Source organism: Lysinibacillus sp. OL1 (assembly GCF_004332175.1).
GTDB classification, from domain to species: domain Bacteria; phylum Bacillota; class Bacilli; order Bacillales_A; family Planococcaceae; genus Lysinibacillus; species Lysinibacillus capsici.
Genome location: NZ_SJDS01000008.1, coordinates 45640 through 62316, shown reverse-complemented (window position 1 = coordinate 62316; position 16677 = coordinate 45640). Strand labels below are relative to the sequence as shown.

Annotated in this window: 18 protein-coding genes; 11 read left to right on the top strand and 7 right to left on the bottom strand. The window is 39.4% G+C overall.

Going from position 1 to position 16677, the window contains the following annotated elements:
• The first annotated feature begins 28 nt into the window (after positions 1–28).
• The 4 genes from EW028_RS15095 to EW028_RS15080 all read left to right on the top strand — a co-directional run bounded on the left by EW028_RS15095 (position 29) and on the right by EW028_RS15080 (position 4237).
• Complete coding sequence (locus EW028_RS15095; protein WP_131521471.1) at positions 29–703, top strand: response regulator transcription factor; 675 nt, start codon at positions 29–31, stop codon at positions 701–703.
• Positions 700–2097, top strand: a complete 1398-nt coding sequence (locus EW028_RS15090) for a sensor histidine kinase (RefSeq protein WP_131521470.1) — start codon at positions 700–702, stop codon at positions 2095–2097. Before EW028_RS15095 ends, EW028_RS15090 begins: the two co-directional genes overlap by 4 nt.
• Positions 2098–2248: 151 nt before the next feature.
• The gene (locus tag EW028_RS15085; protein ID WP_131521469.1) at positions 2249–3187 is read left to right on the top strand and encodes an alpha/beta hydrolase; all 939 of its coding nucleotides are present in this window, start codon (positions 2249–2251) and stop codon (positions 3185–3187) included.
• A gap of 177 nt (positions 3188–3364) precedes the next feature.
• The gene (locus EW028_RS15080; RefSeq protein ID WP_131521468.1) at positions 3365–4237 is read left to right on the top strand and encodes a DMT family transporter; all 873 of its coding nucleotides are present in this window, start codon (positions 3365–3367) and stop codon (positions 4235–4237) included.
• 19 nt (positions 4238–4256) lie between these two features.
• Here EW028_RS15080 and EW028_RS15075 read toward each other — a convergent pair whose 3' ends face one another.
• A complete protein-coding gene (locus EW028_RS15075; RefSeq protein WP_066037762.1) occupies positions 4257–4943 on the bottom strand; it encodes an ArsR/SmtB family transcription factor in 687 nt (228 codons plus the stop codon).
• A gap of 88 nt (positions 4944–5031) precedes the next feature.
• Between EW028_RS15075 and EW028_RS15070 the strand changes: the two genes are divergently transcribed.
• The 4 genes from EW028_RS15070 to EW028_RS15055 all read left to right on the top strand — a co-directional run bounded on the left by EW028_RS15070 (position 5032) and on the right by EW028_RS15055 (position 7714).
• Complete coding sequence (locus EW028_RS15070; protein WP_131521467.1) at positions 5032–5340, top strand: antibiotic biosynthesis monooxygenase family protein; 309 nt, start codon at positions 5032–5034, stop codon at positions 5338–5340.
• Positions 5341–5365: 25 nt separating this feature from the next.
• The gene (locus EW028_RS15065) at positions 5366–6196 is read left to right on the top strand and encodes a CbrC family protein (RefSeq protein WP_131521466.1); all 831 of its coding nucleotides are present in this window, start codon (positions 5366–5368) and stop codon (positions 6194–6196) included.
• Between the two features lie 24 nt (positions 6197–6220).
• Positions 6221–7330 carry a PA2928 family protein gene (locus EW028_RS15060; RefSeq protein ID WP_131521465.1) on the top strand — a complete coding sequence of 370 codons (1110 nt, stop codon included), beginning with the start codon at positions 6221–6223 and terminating at the stop codon, positions 7328–7330.
• A 93-nt stretch (positions 7331–7423) separates the two neighbouring features.
• Positions 7424–7714 carry a hypothetical protein gene (locus EW028_RS15055; protein ID WP_048392436.1) on the top strand — a complete coding sequence of 97 codons (291 nt, stop codon included), beginning with the start codon at positions 7424–7426 and terminating at the stop codon, positions 7712–7714.
• Positions 7715–7762: 48 nt separating this feature from the next.
• On the opposite strand, the gene EW028_RS15050 is transcribed toward EW028_RS15055, so the two are convergent.
• Genes EW028_RS15050 through fdhF form a run of 3 tightly spaced genes read right to left on the bottom strand, consistent with a single transcriptional unit; the run spans position 7763 to position 12242 of the window.
• On the bottom strand, positions 7763–8809 hold the full coding sequence (locus EW028_RS15050; RefSeq protein WP_131521464.1) for an Mrp/NBP35 family ATP-binding protein: 1047 nt from the start codon (positions 8807–8809) through the stop codon (positions 7763–7765).
• A gap of 12 nt (positions 8810–8821) precedes the next feature.
• Complete coding sequence (locus tag EW028_RS15045; RefSeq protein ID WP_131521463.1) at positions 8822–9301, bottom strand: helical membrane plugin domain-containing protein; 480 nt, start codon at positions 9299–9301, stop codon at positions 8822–8824.
• A gap of 4 nt (positions 9302–9305) precedes the next feature.
• Entirely contained in the window at positions 9306–12242 is a 2937-nt protein-coding gene (fdhF, locus tag EW028_RS15040) for a formate dehydrogenase subunit alpha (RefSeq protein ID WP_131521462.1), read from the bottom strand.
• A 574-nt stretch (positions 12243–12816) separates the two neighbouring features.
• Here fdhF and EW028_RS15035 point away from each other — a divergent pair.
• The 3 genes from EW028_RS15035 to moaA are packed head-to-tail and all read left to right on the top strand — an operon-like array spanning position 12817 to position 15009.
• Positions 12817–13164: a Na-translocating system protein MpsC family protein gene (locus EW028_RS15035; RefSeq protein WP_004230595.1), complete on the top strand. Its 348-nt coding sequence runs from the start codon at positions 12817–12819 to the stop codon at positions 13162–13164.
• Between the two features lie 12 nt (positions 13165–13176).
• The gene (gene fdhD, locus EW028_RS15030; RefSeq protein WP_131521461.1) at positions 13177–13992 is read left to right on the top strand and encodes a formate dehydrogenase accessory sulfurtransferase FdhD; all 816 of its coding nucleotides are present in this window, start codon (positions 13177–13179) and stop codon (positions 13990–13992) included.
• Complete coding sequence (gene moaA, locus EW028_RS15025; protein WP_131521460.1) at positions 13993–15009, top strand: GTP 3',8-cyclase MoaA; 1017 nt, start codon at positions 13993–13995, stop codon at positions 15007–15009.
• Between the two features lie 50 nt (positions 15010–15059).
• On the opposite strand, the gene moaC is transcribed toward moaA, so the two are convergent.
• Genes moaC through EW028_RS15010 form a run of 3 tightly spaced genes read right to left on the bottom strand, consistent with a single transcriptional unit; the run spans position 15060 to position 16616 of the window.
• Positions 15060–15542, bottom strand: a complete 483-nt coding sequence (moaC, locus tag EW028_RS15020; RefSeq protein ID WP_048392450.1) for a cyclic pyranopterin monophosphate synthase MoaC — start codon at positions 15540–15542, stop codon at positions 15060–15062.
• Entirely contained in the window at positions 15535–16125 is a 591-nt protein-coding gene (gene mobA / locus EW028_RS15015; protein ID WP_131521459.1) for a molybdenum cofactor guanylyltransferase, read from the bottom strand. Before mobA ends, moaC begins: the two co-directional genes overlap by 8 nt.
• Positions 16122–16616, bottom strand: coding sequence for a MogA/MoaB family molybdenum cofactor biosynthesis protein (locus EW028_RS15010; RefSeq protein WP_131521458.1), 495 nt, complete (start codon positions 16614–16616; stop codon positions 16122–16124). Before EW028_RS15010 ends, mobA begins: the two co-directional genes overlap by 4 nt.
• Positions 16617–16677 lie beyond the last annotated feature (61 nt).

Sequence of the window (16677 nt, the reverse complement as noted above, 5' to 3'; positions counted from 1 at the left end):
ATAGATTCGAAAAGAGGGGAACGAATGTATGCCGACGATACTTGTTGCGGATGATGATGCGAACATTCGTGAACTTGTTTGCCTTTTTCTGCGCAAAGACGGGTTCACTACAATGGAGGCAGGAGATGGTAAAGAAGCATTAGCCATCTACGGCTCAACATCTATTGATCTTGTTGTACTGGATATTATGATGCCAACAATGGATGGCTGGACACTATGTAAGGAGCTCCGCAAAATGAATACGGATCTTCCTCTACTGATGCTGACTGCAAGAGGGGAAACATGGGAAAAAGTGAAGGGCTTTGAGCTTGGAACGGATGATTATTTAACAAAGCCATTTGATCCGTTAGAGCTAACTGTACGTGTAAAGGCACTTTTGAAGCGCTACAGGATTGGCCATTCGCAGACCATTCAACTTGGTCAAATCACGCTGGACCGTCAGACCTATAAAATTATGAGAGGAAAAGATGTTATTTCACTACCGCTCAAGGAATTTGAATTATTATATAAGCTTGCCGAAACACCTGGACAAGTCTATACAAGAGAACAACTGATCGATCAAATTTGGGGGATTGATTATGCGGGAGATAATCGAACCATCGATGTACATATTAAGCGCCTGCGTGAGCGCTTCAACACCATCACTGATTTTCATATCGACACAATAAGGGGTCTGGGCTATAGGCTTGAGGTTGAGGAATGATTAAATCTTTATATACTCGCGTCGTTTTAATCTTTCTAGTTGCTGTCATTGGGGGGACTGTTATCTCTTTTTTCATGGCAACATGGGTATTTAAAGATAAATTAAATGAAAACTTGCAAATTCCCTTACTAAATTTTGGACAAGACATGGTACAAATTTTTGACACATTGCCATATCATGAAGCCGATCGTTTTATACGCGATATGCATCAGCTTGAATCCTATCATGTTCGCATTTATGAAGAAACAGGGCAGTTTATGGCTTACGGAAAGCTTCATGGCAATGAGTTAGCCCCTGTAACAATGGAACAAGTACAAGCTGTACTGGATGGAGAGGTCATTCAAGTAATTCCAAGTGGTATTTCATCCATACTTGTCGGCATACCTCTAACAACTGAAATGGGAACAAGAGCGATGTTTATCCAAACGATTGCTTTACCTTCAACCTCCTTTTCCATCAAGTTGATTCTGAATTTTGCTACTTATGCCTTAGTAATAGGAAGCGTTGTGTTTTTAGTTGCAGCGATGTTTTTAGTCAAGCCCATCAAAAAACTAACACAAGCCACTAAACATATTGCTGGTGGTGATTTCAATGTCGAATTAAATATTAAGCAATCAGGGGAGTTAGGTACGTTGGCTAAAAGCTTTGAAGATATGGCGGAGGAGTTACAGCAGCTAGAGCAAATGAGGAGAGATTTTGTATCGAATGTGTCCCATGAGGTGCAGTCTCCACTTACCTCCATTTCTGGTTACGCATTAGCACTGAAACAAGTTGATGTAACGGATGACGAGAAAAACCGTTATCTTGATATCATCATTTCGGAAGCCAATCGAATGTCTAAGATGAGTGATAGCCTTTTAAAGCTGAGCTTACTAGAATCAAAGACACAGCCAATACATCTCGATACGTTCAGTCTAGATGAACAAATTAGACGTGTCATTGTCTCCCTCCAGCCTCAATGGTCCTCTCGCAATATTGATTTTGAGCTCCAGTTGAAGGCTGTTCGCCTCATGGCTGATTACGATCAATTACATCAGGTATGGACAAATATTCTTACGAATAGTATTAAATTTTCAAGTCCTAATGAGACGATTGAGATCAGCATGAAGCAAAGTGCAAATCATGTGATAGTCCGAATAACGGATAGAGGCATTGGGATTTCTTTAGAGGATCAACAACGTATATTCGAACGGTTTTTCAAGGCCGATCGTTCCCATAGTCACAAGTATGAAGGCAGTGGAATGGGGCTTGCTATCGTAAAGCAAATCGTTTTACTACATCGAGGAGAAATTGAAGTCGAGAGTGAGCTTGGGCATGGAACGACAATCATTGTCACATTACCTATTACCTTAAATGAAAGAGAGCATGTTACGACTCCTATAGAGATGTCGTAACATTTTTTTGTTGTTCATCTTGTGTTCATATTGTCGTCATTCGGCAGACATCTCTCTCCTTTATAGTTGCACTAACAGCTCAAAAGTAGCTGGAATAATCGTAGTAAAGGAGGGAGGCACGAGTAAAGGTGGATCCTCTCGTGCATCAAACATGAAAAAATTTATGCGTGTTTTACTGAAATCAATGGCAGTCCTAGGTATATCCATTGTGGGGCTACTTGTCATTGTTTTTACAATAAACATGATTTGCAACAAAATAGAGCAAGGAAAAATAGAACCTTATGGTCAGCTCGTCTCCGTGAATGGGGAAAAAATGAATGTCACCATTCAAGGTAAGGGTGCTGAAACCATCGTATTACTACCAGGCTTCGGTACTGTAGCACCAACGCTCGACTTTAAGCCATTGATAGATGAACTAGCTCCCTATTATAAAATCGTTTCAATAGAGCCCTTTGGCTATGGCTTAAGTGAGGATACAGCTAAAGAACGAAGCACAGAGAATATTGTTAGTGAAATCCATGAAGCTTTACAGGAGTTAAAGATTGATCGGTATATGCTAATGGGACATTCGATAGCAGGCATCTATGGACTCGATTATGTTAATAAATATCCGAATGAGGTAACTGGATTTGTCGGGATTGATAGCAGTGTCCCTACACAGGGTGGTATGGACACGAAGTTTCCAATTAAGTCGTTACAGCTGCTAAAAAAATCAGGGATTGCAAGAATTCTTATAAAATTTTCAGATGATCCCTATGCAGGTCTTCCGTATGATGACGACACAAAAGAGCAAATTAGGATGATTACACTCAAAAACTTTTATAATACAAGCACTTCAAATGAATTAGAGCATATTAGCAAAAATTTCACGGCAGCCAAAACTCTTACATTCCCTAAAGATCTACCTCTTCTCTTATTTGTCCAAGCGAAAAGTGGTGGAGTTGAAAAGAACTGGATACCGCTTCATGAAGAACAAGTCAAACATTCCGTATACGGCAAAGTAATCACACTGGATGGGGATCATTACTTACACCATACAAAATCGGAGGAAATCGCAGACAACGTCAGATCGTTTATGCAAAATAAATAATCCATAGTTTCTTACCTCTTTGCTGTTGGAGGTAAGATTTTTTAATACTATCCTCTTCCTTACGAAATTTTATAAAATCTTTCAATTGAGTTGTAATCCATACTTCGATGAGCATTGAAATACTTCCTGATTATAATGTACGTAGAACAATTATTCTATCAGGTAAGGAGCTAATGGATGAAAAATTATCAATTTATTGCTTTATTAGTAGTAACGACCTTTTTAATGGGTTCATCATTTGCCATTGTTAAATTAGGCTTACCGTATGCCTCGCCTTTATTATTAGCTGCACTTCGCTTTATATTGGCTGGTATAATCATGGCTATCGTTGTTATTATCTTGAAGAGACCTCATCCTAGTACAAGGAGTGAGTGGTTCAAGTTATGCATGATCGGGCTCTTTCAAACAGCAGGTGTGATGGGGTGTATTTTTTTAAGTCTCCGCACCATCACGGCAAGTGAGTCTTCTATTTTAACATTTACAAACCCATTACTAGTTGTAATTTTTGCCACCATTTTCATGAAAGTGTCCTATCGTTTCTATCAATGGATCGGGGTTTTGTTTGGCTTAATCGGGGTGATAATTACGATGGGGGCACAAGTTGAATGGAAAGTAGGTATCCTTTTTGGCTTGCTATCAGCTGTTTTTTGGGCTACTGCCACCCTGTTAGTGAAAAAATGGGGCGTGTTATTTGATACGTGGGTTTTATCTGCATATCAGATGCTATTTGGTGGCTTACTCTTATTACTAGGAAGCGCATTGTTAGAACAGCCATTTTTTATTGTGAATCCACAATCGTTATTGATTCTGTTGTGGCTTAGTATTTTTTCCTCGATCATACAATTTGCAGGGTGGTATTATCTTCTGCAAAATAGTGATCCAGGAAAAACAAGTGCCTATTTATTTTTAGCTCCTTTTTTTGGCGTATTAACAGGCTGGGTGTTATTGGAAGAACCGTTAAAACCATCACTAATGGTTGGCGGCTTATTCATCATCATGGGCATTTATTTAGTAAACCGAACTTTTAGTGGAGAAAAGGCTAGGAGATAACCCCGTGCCCTTTCCTATTTTACAAATCTAAATGAAAGACCTCTTTAAAGCCTATTTTCCCTTTCTCCGTCACTTTAATGGCGCGAATAGAGGGAACTCGTAAAAGCCAACCAAGGTTGAAAAATTGATTTAATAGCTCACAGCCTAGTGCACCAGCTAAATGATAACGCCGTTCACTCCAATCTAAACAGGCATGAGAAAAGGATCGTCGTTTTCTCTTTAAAGCAGTTAAATCGATTCCGAATGTCGTAAAAAATAATATGCCCTCATCTGTCAGGACAAATTGTTTACCCTCCAATGTAAGATAGCCTGCCTTCAGCATCGATTCCGTTAATTGGACACCCAATTTACCAGCAAGATGATCATAGCAAGTTCTAGCATCCTGTAATAACTTGATTTGGCTCGATTGCTTTAATGAACGTACTTCAGGTGGTGGAGAGATGGCTAGGAATGACTCTAAAAATTGAGCAATGTCCTCACCAGCCAATTGAAAATAACGATGACGTCCCTGCTTTTCAACTTTTATCAGCTTTCCTTCTACTAATTTAGCAAGATGAAAGCTAGCAGTTTGTGGTTTGATGGCAGCCATATATGCTAGTTCACTAGCCGTATGAAAACGACCGTCCATCATACTAGCAAGTATGGTTGCCCTTGACGTTTCACCAAGAAGTGCCGCTATTTCTGCCATGTTTGGATTAATTCCCATTCTGTCACAATCCTTTCAGTGTCCTATATTTAGATTTTAGTCAAAGTCATTATGGTTTACAATAAAAGTAATAGAGGAGGAGAAATAAATGGAAACATATTATGCAGTGATTTTTACATCGCAAAGAACTGAGCAAGATGGGGATGGCTATGGCAAGATGGCTGACCTAATTGATGCCTTAGCACAGCAACAGCCTGGTTTCATTCGTGTTGAAAGTGTTAGAAATGAGGAAGGAAAGGGCATAACGGTATCTTATTGGGAATCGCTAGAGGCTATCCAAGCATGGAAAGACAATGCCAAGCATTTAACAGCACAACAATTGGGTAAAGACAAATGGTACACAAACTATAAAGTGGAAATCTGTCAAATGATAAAGGAGTATTCATTTGCCAAATAGCAAGTGAGAAGGAGGCCTATTTTTTATGACGATTGCGGAAGAATGGCACGAACTAAGACAAAAATTTAATCCTTCCAATCCAATAACCATTAATCAAATGCATATGTTTAAAGATCAATTAAAGCAGGTTCAACAATCAGAAGAAACATTAAGGATATTAGTAGAGGTTTACTGTTTACTTAGGATGTATCCTGAGGCATATCAGTTATTTACTGTCATTATGAATAAAGACGATAAAAAGGATCGAAAAAAGTATGGCGTTCTCCAGACCTACATAGATAAACCAAATTCGGTGAATCCTCTGCTGCCAAGAAAAATTAGAGACCATCAGCAGCTCAAAACGAAAATTCCTACGTTTAAATATCTACCAAACCCTCTAGAGGCTGGAATTTTTGAAACAGATGAAATCGTTGTATGTGATTGTTGCGAGCAAGAAGTGGATGTCTATTATACTGGTGGTATTTATGCAATTGAGGACGTAGATTATCTTTGTCCTTCCTGCATCCATAGCGGGGAAGCAGCTCAAAAATATGATGGTTCTTTCCAGCAAGACTTAATGGATGATGAACAGGTTACGAACCCCAAGTTTGCTGAGGAAGTACTCTTTCGGACGCCTGGCTATGTAAGCTGGCAGGGCAATAATTGGGTGGCACATTGCTCTGACTATTGTGCGTTTATCGGCTATGTTGGTTGGCGTGATTTAGTAGAGCTAGGAATTGAGGATCAATTTGATAATTATACCGGCTTTTCAAAAGAAGAACTTTCTGCATCCTTAATGAACAATGGTCATCATCAAGGCTATTTATTTCAATGCTTGGAATGTGACCGTTATGTCCTTTATTCAGATTTTAGTTAGTCGTTGTTTGAGGGGGGTAGAGAAGTGGAACAATTTCTACAACGATATATCTATTCATGGCGTTTAAATGGTTGGCTTATCCACGATATTTTTTTCTGCATCGTGCTAGGTACGGGACTTCTACTATTTTTGTTTATCGTCATGAAACGAAAACGACTCGTTATTTCTAGCATTTTGCTCATTGCCTTTTTATTCGTCAGTAATCTATTAATGATTGTTTTTGGCTTAGCGGGGAGAGGCTTTCCCATCAAATCCGATTCGCCGATTTATACAGATGATTCACAAAGCATTGCTGTTCAAATGGTGCAAGGCTCAGAAAATAATGGGACATCGAATGGAATTACGCATTTAATCGCACACCATCTCCTAGTAGCTGTGAATTTACAAACAGGTGAAAAGCAATGGACAAAATCAGCTTCCTATAAAGAAACACTGCTTGGGGAATTTATGGGGGGTGTTCTTGTCCATCATCGTGATGATGAGTTTGGTCAATTATCCTTGGTAGATATGGAAACAGGCAAAGAACTACTTTCTGAAAAAGATTTTCGAACGCAACATCCGTCATTAATAGCGATATTGAGCAATAATGCACATCAAATGGCTGTCCTAGAGAACCATTTATATTTGGAAGGGGTCGATGGCAAATTCTATCGCTTTGATGGTAAAACATTAAGTGAGGATGCGAAAGCTCAAGATTACCTATCTGCCCGTTTTTTCATCGAGACAGAGTTGCCGGGCTATTTTGCTACACATCCACAGCCCGTAGAGGATTATCAGGCCATTCGCGATTTTAGTCAAGCTGTCCTAACCGAGCCAGCCATTCAAGTCTATGAAAATTTACAACCAAAAGTGGTGGATGTAGATATCATAGAAAAAACGGCTCTTGTTTCATATCGACAAACACAGCGAGAAAGTGCTGAACACATGTTATTGCTCTATGATATGAACAAACATCAGGTATTGTGGGAACGCAATATTGGCATCATTAATTCCCAACAACAACAGCCCACTGTTCGGACATTAGAGAATAGCTACGTCATTCAAGCTGGTGATAGATTACTAGTATTCGATAAAGAAACGAAAAAGAGGTCTGTTCACTATCATCTACGTTGGAATCGTCCTATTGATGAGTGAAATCTATTGGAAAAATCGTTCTTTTTTTGATTCGCCAAAAAAGGAGTATAATTTAATAGGAAGAAACTCTTATTAAAAGGACGGCGTGCAAATATGAATGAACAATTAGTAGATTGGATTATACGCTTTCAAAGGGATAAGGATATTGAAGCACTGGCCCATTTAAAAGATTATTGTTATGAGATGATCGAACCTTTGATGGAAGAATTTACGATGAAGTATGGCGAAGAAGCAGGCGAGTTATTACGCCTAAAGTGGGATAAACGATTTTATTTTATATTTACAAAATATCAAGTGAATGTAGGGCTACCTCTAGAGACATTTGTAAAAAATACGTATCGTTTTTATTTCATGCAGGTGTTACAAAAGGCTGGTTATAAGTGATCGAAAAAAAACCCTTGATTTGCGTAAAAACAAATCAAGGGTTTTAAATTATTTATAGAGTAGATCTTCTGCTAAATGAGTAAACACTTCACCGATTATCGACACTTCATCATAGACCGAGGAACCTGTATTTTCCTCAGGTTGAGCAAAAGGAATTTGAGCGATTACATCGGTCTGCAATAAATCTGCTAATTGTTCGGCTCCGCCTTGTCCAAATAGATAGTTTTTTTGACCGTCAGCGCCTTCAAAATAGGCCATGTTTTCAACAACACCAAGAATCGTGTGTTTCGTATGTTGCGCCATCAAGCCTGCACGAGATGCAACATGAGAAGCGGCAAGATGCGGTGTTGTCACGATGATTTCTTGGGCTTGTGGAATCATCGCAGCCATATCAATTGCAACATCTCCTGTACCAGGTGGTAAATCGATGAGGAGGTAATCTAAATCTCCCCATAGCGTGTTGACAAGGAAATTGCGAATCCACTTATTGAGCATAGGACCACGCCACATAACAGGCTGGTTGTCATTTGTAAAAAAGCCCATCGACATTATTTTTACGCCGTTACGTTCTACTGGAATCGCCGTTTGATCAAGCATGGTAGGCTTTTGATCAATCTTCATCATGGCAGGGATACTGAAACCATAGATATCAGCATCTAAAATACCTACACGTTTGCCAAGACGAGCAAGTGCAACCGCTAAATTAATGGTCACTGTAGACTTTCCAACACCGCCTTTACCACTTGTAATGGCAATGAATTGAACACCAGAATTAGGCAATAGCATGTTTGGCATTCCTTGATCAGTCACATTCTTTGCCTGTAGAGAGGCGGTTAAAGTGCGACGCTCCTGGTCTGTCATAGCGCCAAAGCTAATGGTAACAGTGGAGGCACCAAGCGCTTGTAAGGCCTCCTCCACATCTTGCTGTATTTTCGCCTTTAACGGACATCCTGGTATGGTCAAAATAATATCCAGCGCTATATGGTTGTCATGTATTTGAATGTTTCGCACCATATTCAAATCTACAATACTCTGATGTAGCTCAGGATCATTTACCTGTTTCAATGCGTTTACAACATTTTCTTTTGTTAACATTTAGGAACCACCTTATTCTTTTAAGCCTTTGCCGAGTCCCTTTAAGAAATGAACCCCAAAATTGAGCGCACGATTAACATCTGGATCGTTTATCATTTTCATGAGCTTAAAGGCACTGACCTTTTCATTCGATTCAAGTGCTTTACTTGCTTCATCTACGCCTGTATTTAAGCCTTCAATCAGCTTAGTCGTTGTTTCAGGATTGAGCGCCGTCAATGCTCCCGCAACACCCATTAAATTGTTAATGATATTGGTTACAGGCTTACGTGTTAATTGTCCAAGTGCAATATGTGCCACTTCCTCTTTGGCTTCAAGTAGCTTCATTGCTGCTTCTAGTGCACCGATATCATTTAATTCAGCCATAATACTAAACACCTGATTGACGGCTTCTTCATTTTCAGAAAGCAGTTCTTTTAGATTATCTAATTTTTGTTCTTTTAGTTGTTCTTCTGTTAATTGTTGTTTTTTAATGCCTGTAATGGGTACAGCCATGCTCTCACTCTCTTTCGTTTATGGTTGTTAAGTGAACGTAGCCAGGACGATTCCATTTTCGTTGTACCTCAACACCATTTTGAGGATGACGCTTTTTATAGCGTGGGTTTGTGCGAGGAAGTGGTGATTTACCTTTTGCTTTTAGCACTTCTACTCGTACTTTTGTTTGTTTATAAGCTGGTGTTGACGTATTCACATCTGCTGCAGGGCCAGTTAGGAAGTTGATGGCTGAATCTTTGCTAACAGAGTTCATTGGTAAGAATAATTCGTTTCCTTGTACGCGATCTGTAACAAGAGCATTTAGCTTCAAGGCACCATATGGAGACACTAAACGAAGTAGGGCTCCATCTGCAATGCCTCGTTCTTTCGCCAATTCTGGTGATACTTCAACGAAAATTTCAGGTACTTTCGATTGAATACCTTTCGATTTATTTGTTAGATTTCCTTCATGGAAGTGTTCAAGCATACGGCCATTATTAATATGACAATCGTATTGTGCTTCAAACTCAACAGGCTGCACCCAATCATTTAAAGCAAAACGAGCCTTCTTATCAGGGAAGTTAAAGCCATCTTCATATAATAATGGTGTATCTTTACCATCATGGCTACCCCAACAGAAGCTTCCCCAGCCTTCAAGAACATCATAGTTGGCTTGTGAGAAGAGGGGAGACAGGCTCGCCATTTCATCAAAAATGTCGCTTGGGTGATCATAATGCCAATCTGCCCCTAAACGACGAGCAACCGCTTGCAATATTTCCCAATCTGCTTTCGACTCACCAAGTGTTGGTAATACTTGATACAGGCGTTGAACACGACGTTCCGTATTCGTAAATGTACCTTCTTTTTCAAGCGAAGGTGCAGCAGGTAAAATCACATCTGCATATTGTGCTGTGCGTGATAGGAAACAATCTTGGACAACGAAAAAGTCAAGCTGTGAGAGCACCTCATCTACATGGTTGGCATTACAGTCAACAAGTGCCATATCTTCGCCCACTAAATACATCGCTTTCATTTTCCCTTCCATGATCGCATCTAACATTTGCATATTATTTCGACCAGGCTGTGGTTGAATAGGGACACCATAGGCTTTTTCGAATTTTGCACGTGCCTCGTCATCTGTGACTCTTTGATAGCCTGGCAATAGATTTGGAAGTGTCCCCATATCGCAGGCACCTTGCACATTGTTATGGCCGCGGAGTGGGTAGGCACCAGCACCTGGACGACGATAGTTCCCAGTTGCTAAAAGTAAATTTGAAATCGCTGCGGATGTATAGGAGCCACCAGTATTTTGTGTTACCCCCATGCCCCAAAGAACACATGTACCATCTGCATCACGAATCATTTCAGCTACTTCGATCAATGTTTCCTTACTAATACCAGTCATTTCTTGTGCATAATCAAGTGTATAGGTTGCAAGTACTTGTTTAAAATCATCATAATGAAGGACGTTTTCTTGAATAAACGCTTCATCATGCCAACCTTGATCAATGATATATTTGGTAACAGCCATTAACCAAACTTGGTCAGTACCTTGCTTTGGACGCATAAAGATGTCGGAACGCTCTGCCATTTCATGCTTACGAATATCAGCAACAATTAATTTCTGACCATGTAATTTATGTGCACGTTTCACACGTGTTGCTAAAACAGGATGTCCCTCAGCTGGATTAGCCCCAACAATAATGACAAGTCCAGCCTTAGCAATATCTTTGATCGTACCAGCATCTCCTCCCATGCCAACTGTACGTAATAAACCATCAGTTGCAGGAGATTGGCAATAACGAGAACAATTATCGACATCGTTTGTTCCAAATAATTGACGGGCCATTTTTTGAATTAAGTAATTCTCTTCATTTGTAATTTTAGAAGAGGAGATAAAGCCAACAGAACCTGGACCATATTGTTGTTGAATGCCACCTAGTTTTGTTGCAATTAAATCAAGTGCTTCATCCCACGATGATTCCACAAACTCATTATTTTTACGAATGAGTGGTTTTGTAATACGTTCCTCAGAATTGATAAAATCCCAGCCAAATTTCCCTTTGACACATGTAGAAATCGCATTTACTGGACCATCGGAAGGCTGTACTTTTAAAATTTTACGACCCTTTGTCCAAACTTCGAACGAGCAGCCTACACCACAGAAAGTACATACTGTTTTTGTTTTTTTGGTGCGCTTACTACGCATGGCTGCTTCCACTTCAGAAACGGCGAAAATACCGCTATAGCCTGGTTCAACTTCCTTAATCAAACTGATCATCGGATCTAACATATCCTGTTTGAGGCCAGTCATAAATCCAGCCTCTCCAAGCATGGATTTTTCCATTAAGGCATTACATGGACATACGGTTACGCATTGACCACAACTTACACAGGAAGAATCATTGATAGCAACGCCCGTATCCCAAATGACACGTGGTCTTTCTGCTTCCCAATCAAGGGATAATGTTTCATTTACCTGTAGATTCTGACAAACCTCTACGCACTGACCACAAGCGATACATTGGTTAGGATCATATCGATAAAACGGATGTGACATATCTACTTCATGAGGTTCAACTTTTGGCTGGTAGGGATATTTTTGATGCTCGATTTCCATCATTTCGGCAGTGTTGTGTAAAGCACAATTGCCATTGTTGTTATCACAAACTGTACAATACAGTAAATGATTTTCGAGTAGACGGTCCATCGCTTCTGTTTGTGCCGCTTTTGCTTTGTCAGAAGTTAGGAGTACATTCATGCCGTCTACTGCCTTTGTAGAGCAGGAACGAACTAATTGGCCATTCACTTCCACGATACATGTATCACATGTTTCAATGGGGTCAACAGCGGGCACATGACAAATCTGTGGATGCGGAATGTCATGTTGATTAATGGTATCAAGGATTGTAGCTCCTTCTTTTACTTCATACGGTACGCCATTAATATTAATTTGAGTCAAGGTAACTTCCTCCTTTTGCACTTTGAGACGAATCGGATAACATGGTACAGCTTAAGACAAAAGGGAATAACAAATCGAGTTGGTGATTGTTGAAAAGATTGTCTTGTTATCATTGTAATTCCCAATGGTTCTTGAAGCTACCTCAAAATAGGTAAATTGCTAGATCATAACATGTTATCCATGTCTCGGTTTTGAAAAAATAAAAAAATCCACCATGAAATTACATGTCCGAGACATGCTAATAATTCATGGTGGATAAAATTCTTAGCAGGTCTTGCTAAAAACTCAATCTACTTTTATTTTTTAATTACAATAGAATTCAACTATTAAAAACACTATGCAACATCGTAACATAGGGTTCAAAATAAATTAATTCCATTTGTGATATGAATAGTATAGCCCTTTCCTTCAAAATGAACAATATTTATCATAAAATTTATTAAATGAGAATTATTATCAAAAAGTATTTTCTCTTTTATTTTTTTAAAAGTTGCTATATCATTAACAAACTGTAAGGGTGGCCTACATAACCATTTGCCTAAAAAAGTTTAATTATGATGGGAGAATCGTTGCTATGTCTAAAAAAATCCACGAATTTAATGACATGATTCGAAAGTTAAGAAAGGAAGTATTTGGTAAAGGTCCTGAACGTATTCATACTGTTTTTGTCGAGAATATGGCTGTATCTACCTTATACGGAAATATCACTCCGACAGAAAAATTTATTGCCAGTACACCAGAAGGGCTGAAAATGGTGCATGCTGCAAGGACGAGTATGATTCAAGATTTATATAGACAATCGCCACCAGAGGGTATGGAAGAATTGATGGGTAGCAAATTACTTCACTTATTTTCAGATATTAAAATTGAAGAGGATTTTGCGATTTCCGTCTTTGTTTTTGAAAAGCATATCAGTGAATAAAGGGGATGCCTTATGGATCGAGCAATGACAAGAAAAATTGTGCGTGTTGAAGGACAACGAGTGACAGAAATGGTTGATTTAATTGTTTCAGAATACGCTGTTACCGTAAAAATTAATCAGCAGGAATTTGTCACGATGGTCTGTACACCCGAGTATGTAGAAGATATGGTTATTGGCTACTTAGCTTCTGAACGAGTGATTCGTAGTTTTGAGGATATTGAGGAAATTTGGCACCAAGAGAAAGAGGGTTTTGTGCATATTAAAACAAAGCATATTAATCCTTATTACCAACAGACGCAAAACAAGCGCTATATTACGTCTTGCTGTGGGATGAGTCGACAAGGCTTTGTGTTTACGAACGATGCATTAGTAGCGAAAAAAATGAATCAAGTCCATGTGCAAATAACGACCGAAGATTGCTTCCGTTTAATGCATGCGATGCAGGATAGTGCCGATATTTTTAAGAAAACGGGTGGGGTGCATAATGCTGCACTATGTGATGTAAATGGCATCGTCCTAAGTCGCATGGATATTGGACGTCATAATGCTTTGGATAAAATTTACGGCTATTGCCTACGCAACAACATCCTTATGGAAGATAAAATTATCGTCTTTAGCGGACGAATATCATCGGAGATTTTACTAAAGGTTTCCAAAATAGGCTGTGCCATCGTGCTGTCTAAATCAGCACCCACAGAATTAGCATTGCAATTAGCAGAGCAGCTTGGTATTACGACGGTTGGCTTTATTCGGCAACAGACATTGAATATTTATACACACCCACAACGCATCCTATTACCAGCTAATGAATTGAAAGAAGGAGATTAGATGACGAATCTACAAGACCAATTACACAGACCGTTAAGAGATTTAAGAATATCCGTGACAGATCGTTGTAATTTTCGCTGTCGCTATTGTATGCCAGCAGAAGTATTTGGTCCAGATTACGCATTTTTACCGTCTGATAAAATATTAAGTTTTGATGAAATTGAACGATTAGTAAAAATCTTTGTTTCATTGGGCGTGAAAAAAATACGGATTACAGGTGGGGAACCCTTACTACGTCGTGATTTGCCCGAATTAATTGCCCGTATTCACCGCATAAAAGGTGTAGAAGATATTGCTTTAACAACCAATGGCTCGTTATTAAAAAAATATGCACACTCATTGGCACAGGCAGGCTTAGCCCGAGTTTCTGTTAGTTTAGACTCGCTTGATGATGAGCGTTTTTTCGAGATGAATGGTCATAGAGGCAAGGTATTGCCAGTGTTAGAGGGAATTGAAAAGGCTGCAGAAGCGGGCTTACAAGTAAAAATTAATATGGTTGTTCAAAAAGGAAAAAACGAACAAGATATTGTTACCATGGCGCAGTTTTTTAAAGAAAAACAGCATATTCTACGCTTTATTGAATATATGGATGTAGGGAATTCGAACGGCTGGCGCTTGGATGATGTGGTGTCCAAAAAAGAGATTATTGAGCAAATCCATCAGTTTACGCCGTTACAACCAGTAGCGCCCAATTATAAAGGAGAGGTGGCAACGCGTTATCAGTATCAAGATGCTCAAGGTGAGATTGGTATAATTTCATCTGTAACGGATTCATTTTGCTCCAATTGCTCACGTGCTCGTCTCTCTGCAGAAGGTTCATTATACACTTGTTTATTTGCAACAGAAGGCACGGATTTAAGGGAATTGTTACGTTCAGGGCAAGATGATGCTGCCATCATCAAGTGCATAACGAACGTTTGGGAAACAAGAAATGATCGTTATTCAGATGAACGCAATGAACAAACGATGGCAAAAAGGAAAACGTCAAAAATTGAAATGTCTCATATTGGGGGGTAGGGTGTAAAAAACAGAAAAAAATCGGCACAATAATGCCGAATTTTTTCTGTTTATTTATGCACAAAAGTGCCACTTTTCCCACCTGTTTTTTCAACAAGGTAAGTTTCTTTGATGACCATCGTCTTATCAACGGCTTTGCACATATCATAAAAAGTTAGTGCTGCGACAGACACAGCAGTGAGAGCTTCCATTTCAACACCCGTTTTTCCACTGCATTTAACAGTGGCTTGAATATGGAGCTCATAGCCATTCTCTGCTTTTTCATAGTCAAACTGGAAATCCGTACCCTGTAGCATGATGGGATGGCACATGGGAATGATATCAGCTGTTTTTTTAGCGCCCATAATCCCTGCAATTTGCGCAACTTGCGTCGGATCACCTTTTTTAATGCCACCTTGTTGGATGGCTTCATAGACCGCATCGGATAAAAGAATCGTACTGCGCGCAATGGCTGTACGTGTTGTGATTTCTTTTGCGGAGATATCGACCATTTTAGGACGACCTTCTTCGTTCCAGTGTGTAAAATTATTCATTATTAAACTCCTTTTTACTTGTTTGTGACCAGTCTTGTTGTGCGTTGATATTGATAAATGTTGAGCTATTGTCATCAAAAGGGACATAACAAACACGAAGTTGCTCTAAAAGCACTTTCATACTCCGTTTATTTTGTGTCGTTAATTGTGTCGCCTTTGGTAAAGCAGTACGTCGATATAATGCAGCTAATGGCTGATCGCGTAGCGCTTGTGTCGGAACAATAGCATCATACGTGTCATTAATCAAGCCTACCATTTTTTGGATAAATTCTGCATTCATATAAGGCATATCGCTTGCTACGACAAAAAACCATTCCACATCAGGATAGGCTGTCATGATATGATGCAAAGCAAAAAGAGGGCCTTGATGTGGCTGCTTTTCAATAACCCAGTGGACATTTTCCTGTCCAAACTGATGTTGTAAGTGCGCATTTGTAGCGATAATAAGAGGGTTTAGCTGATTTTTTTGCAGGGCTATGAGACTATGTTTATATAATGGCAGTCCAGCAAACTTCTCAAACATTTTTGGCTGTCCATAGCGAGAGGATTGACCGCCAGCTAACACTATACCTGCAATTTTCATAAGCGCTTCAACTCACCAACAAAATGTTGGACTGTAGGTACTATGAGCTTCGTCATAGCTAAAGTCACCGCATTTGTGGAGCCTGGTAAAACATAAATGGCTGTTTGCTGGAGACTTCCTGCCGTGGCACGACTAAACATCGCCTTTGGGCCAATTTCTTCATAGCTGAGCATTCGAAATAATTCACCAAACCCCATCATTTCTTTTTCAAACAGAGGCAGAATGGTGTCATAGGTTTGGTCTCTTGGTGTAAATCCTGTTCCACCAGTAACGATAATGGTATTAATTGTTGGATCGCTGCACCAATTTTTAACATGATGAGCGATATCGAGCGGTTCATCCTTTGTTAGTTGGTAGTCTATAACTTCAAATGCAGCTTTTTGTAGTAAGGACTGAATACGCTGACCAGCATGATCATCTGCCTTTGTGCGTGTATCACTGACCGTTAAAATGGCAACTTGAATTGGTTGCTGCTGATGTGTGGGATGCACAGTAAGACCTCCTTCAAATGCGTTTTTGCTAAAAAACATTGCTTTTATTATAATGCTATAA

Coding starts and splice junctions, on each gene's coding strand:
- EW028_RS15085 (WP_131521469.1), top strand. CDS start 2,249: ATGAAAAAATTTATGCGTGTTTTACTGAAATCAATGGCAGTCCTAGGT.
- fdhD (WP_131521461.1), top strand. CDS start 13,177: ATGGATCGAGCAATGACAAGAAAAATTGTGCGTGTTGAAGGACAACGA.
- EW028_RS15045 (WP_131521463.1), bottom strand. CDS start 9,301: ATGGCTGTACCCATTACAGGCATTAAAAAACAACAATTAACAGAAGAA.
- EW028_RS15065 (WP_131521466.1), top strand. CDS start 5,366: ATGACGATTGCGGAAGAATGGCACGAACTAAGACAAAAATTTAATCCT.
- EW028_RS15035 (WP_004230595.1), top strand. CDS start 12,817: ATGTCTAAAAAAATCCACGAATTTAATGACATGATTCGAAAGTTAAGA.
- EW028_RS15055 (WP_048392436.1), top strand. CDS start 7,424: ATGAATGAACAATTAGTAGATTGGATTATACGCTTTCAAAGGGATAAG.
- EW028_RS15075 (WP_066037762.1), bottom strand. CDS start 4,943: ATGGGAATTAATCCAAACATGGCAGAAATAGCGGCACTTCTTGGTGAA.
- moaA (WP_131521460.1), top strand. CDS start 13,993: ATGACGAATCTACAAGACCAATTACACAGACCGTTAAGAGATTTAAGA.
- moaC (WP_048392450.1), bottom strand. CDS start 15,542: ATGAATAATTTTACACACTGGAACGAAGAAGGTCGTCCTAAAATGGTC.
- EW028_RS15080 (WP_131521468.1), top strand. CDS start 3,365: ATGAAAAATTATCAATTTATTGCTTTATTAGTAGTAACGACCTTTTTA.
- EW028_RS15050 (WP_131521464.1), bottom strand. CDS start 8,809: ATGTTAACAAAAGAAAATGTTGTAAACGCATTGAAACAGGTAAATGAT.
- EW028_RS15070 (WP_131521467.1), top strand. CDS start 5,032: ATGGAAACATATTATGCAGTGATTTTTACATCGCAAAGAACTGAGCAA.
- mobA (WP_131521459.1), bottom strand. CDS start 16,125: ATGAAAATTGCAGGTATAGTGTTAGCTGGCGGTCAATCCTCTCGCTAT.
- EW028_RS15095 (WP_131521471.1), top strand. CDS start 29: ATGCCGACGATACTTGTTGCGGATGATGATGCGAACATTCGTGAACTT.
- EW028_RS15090 (WP_131521470.1), top strand. CDS start 700: ATGATTAAATCTTTATATACTCGCGTCGTTTTAATCTTTCTAGTTGCT.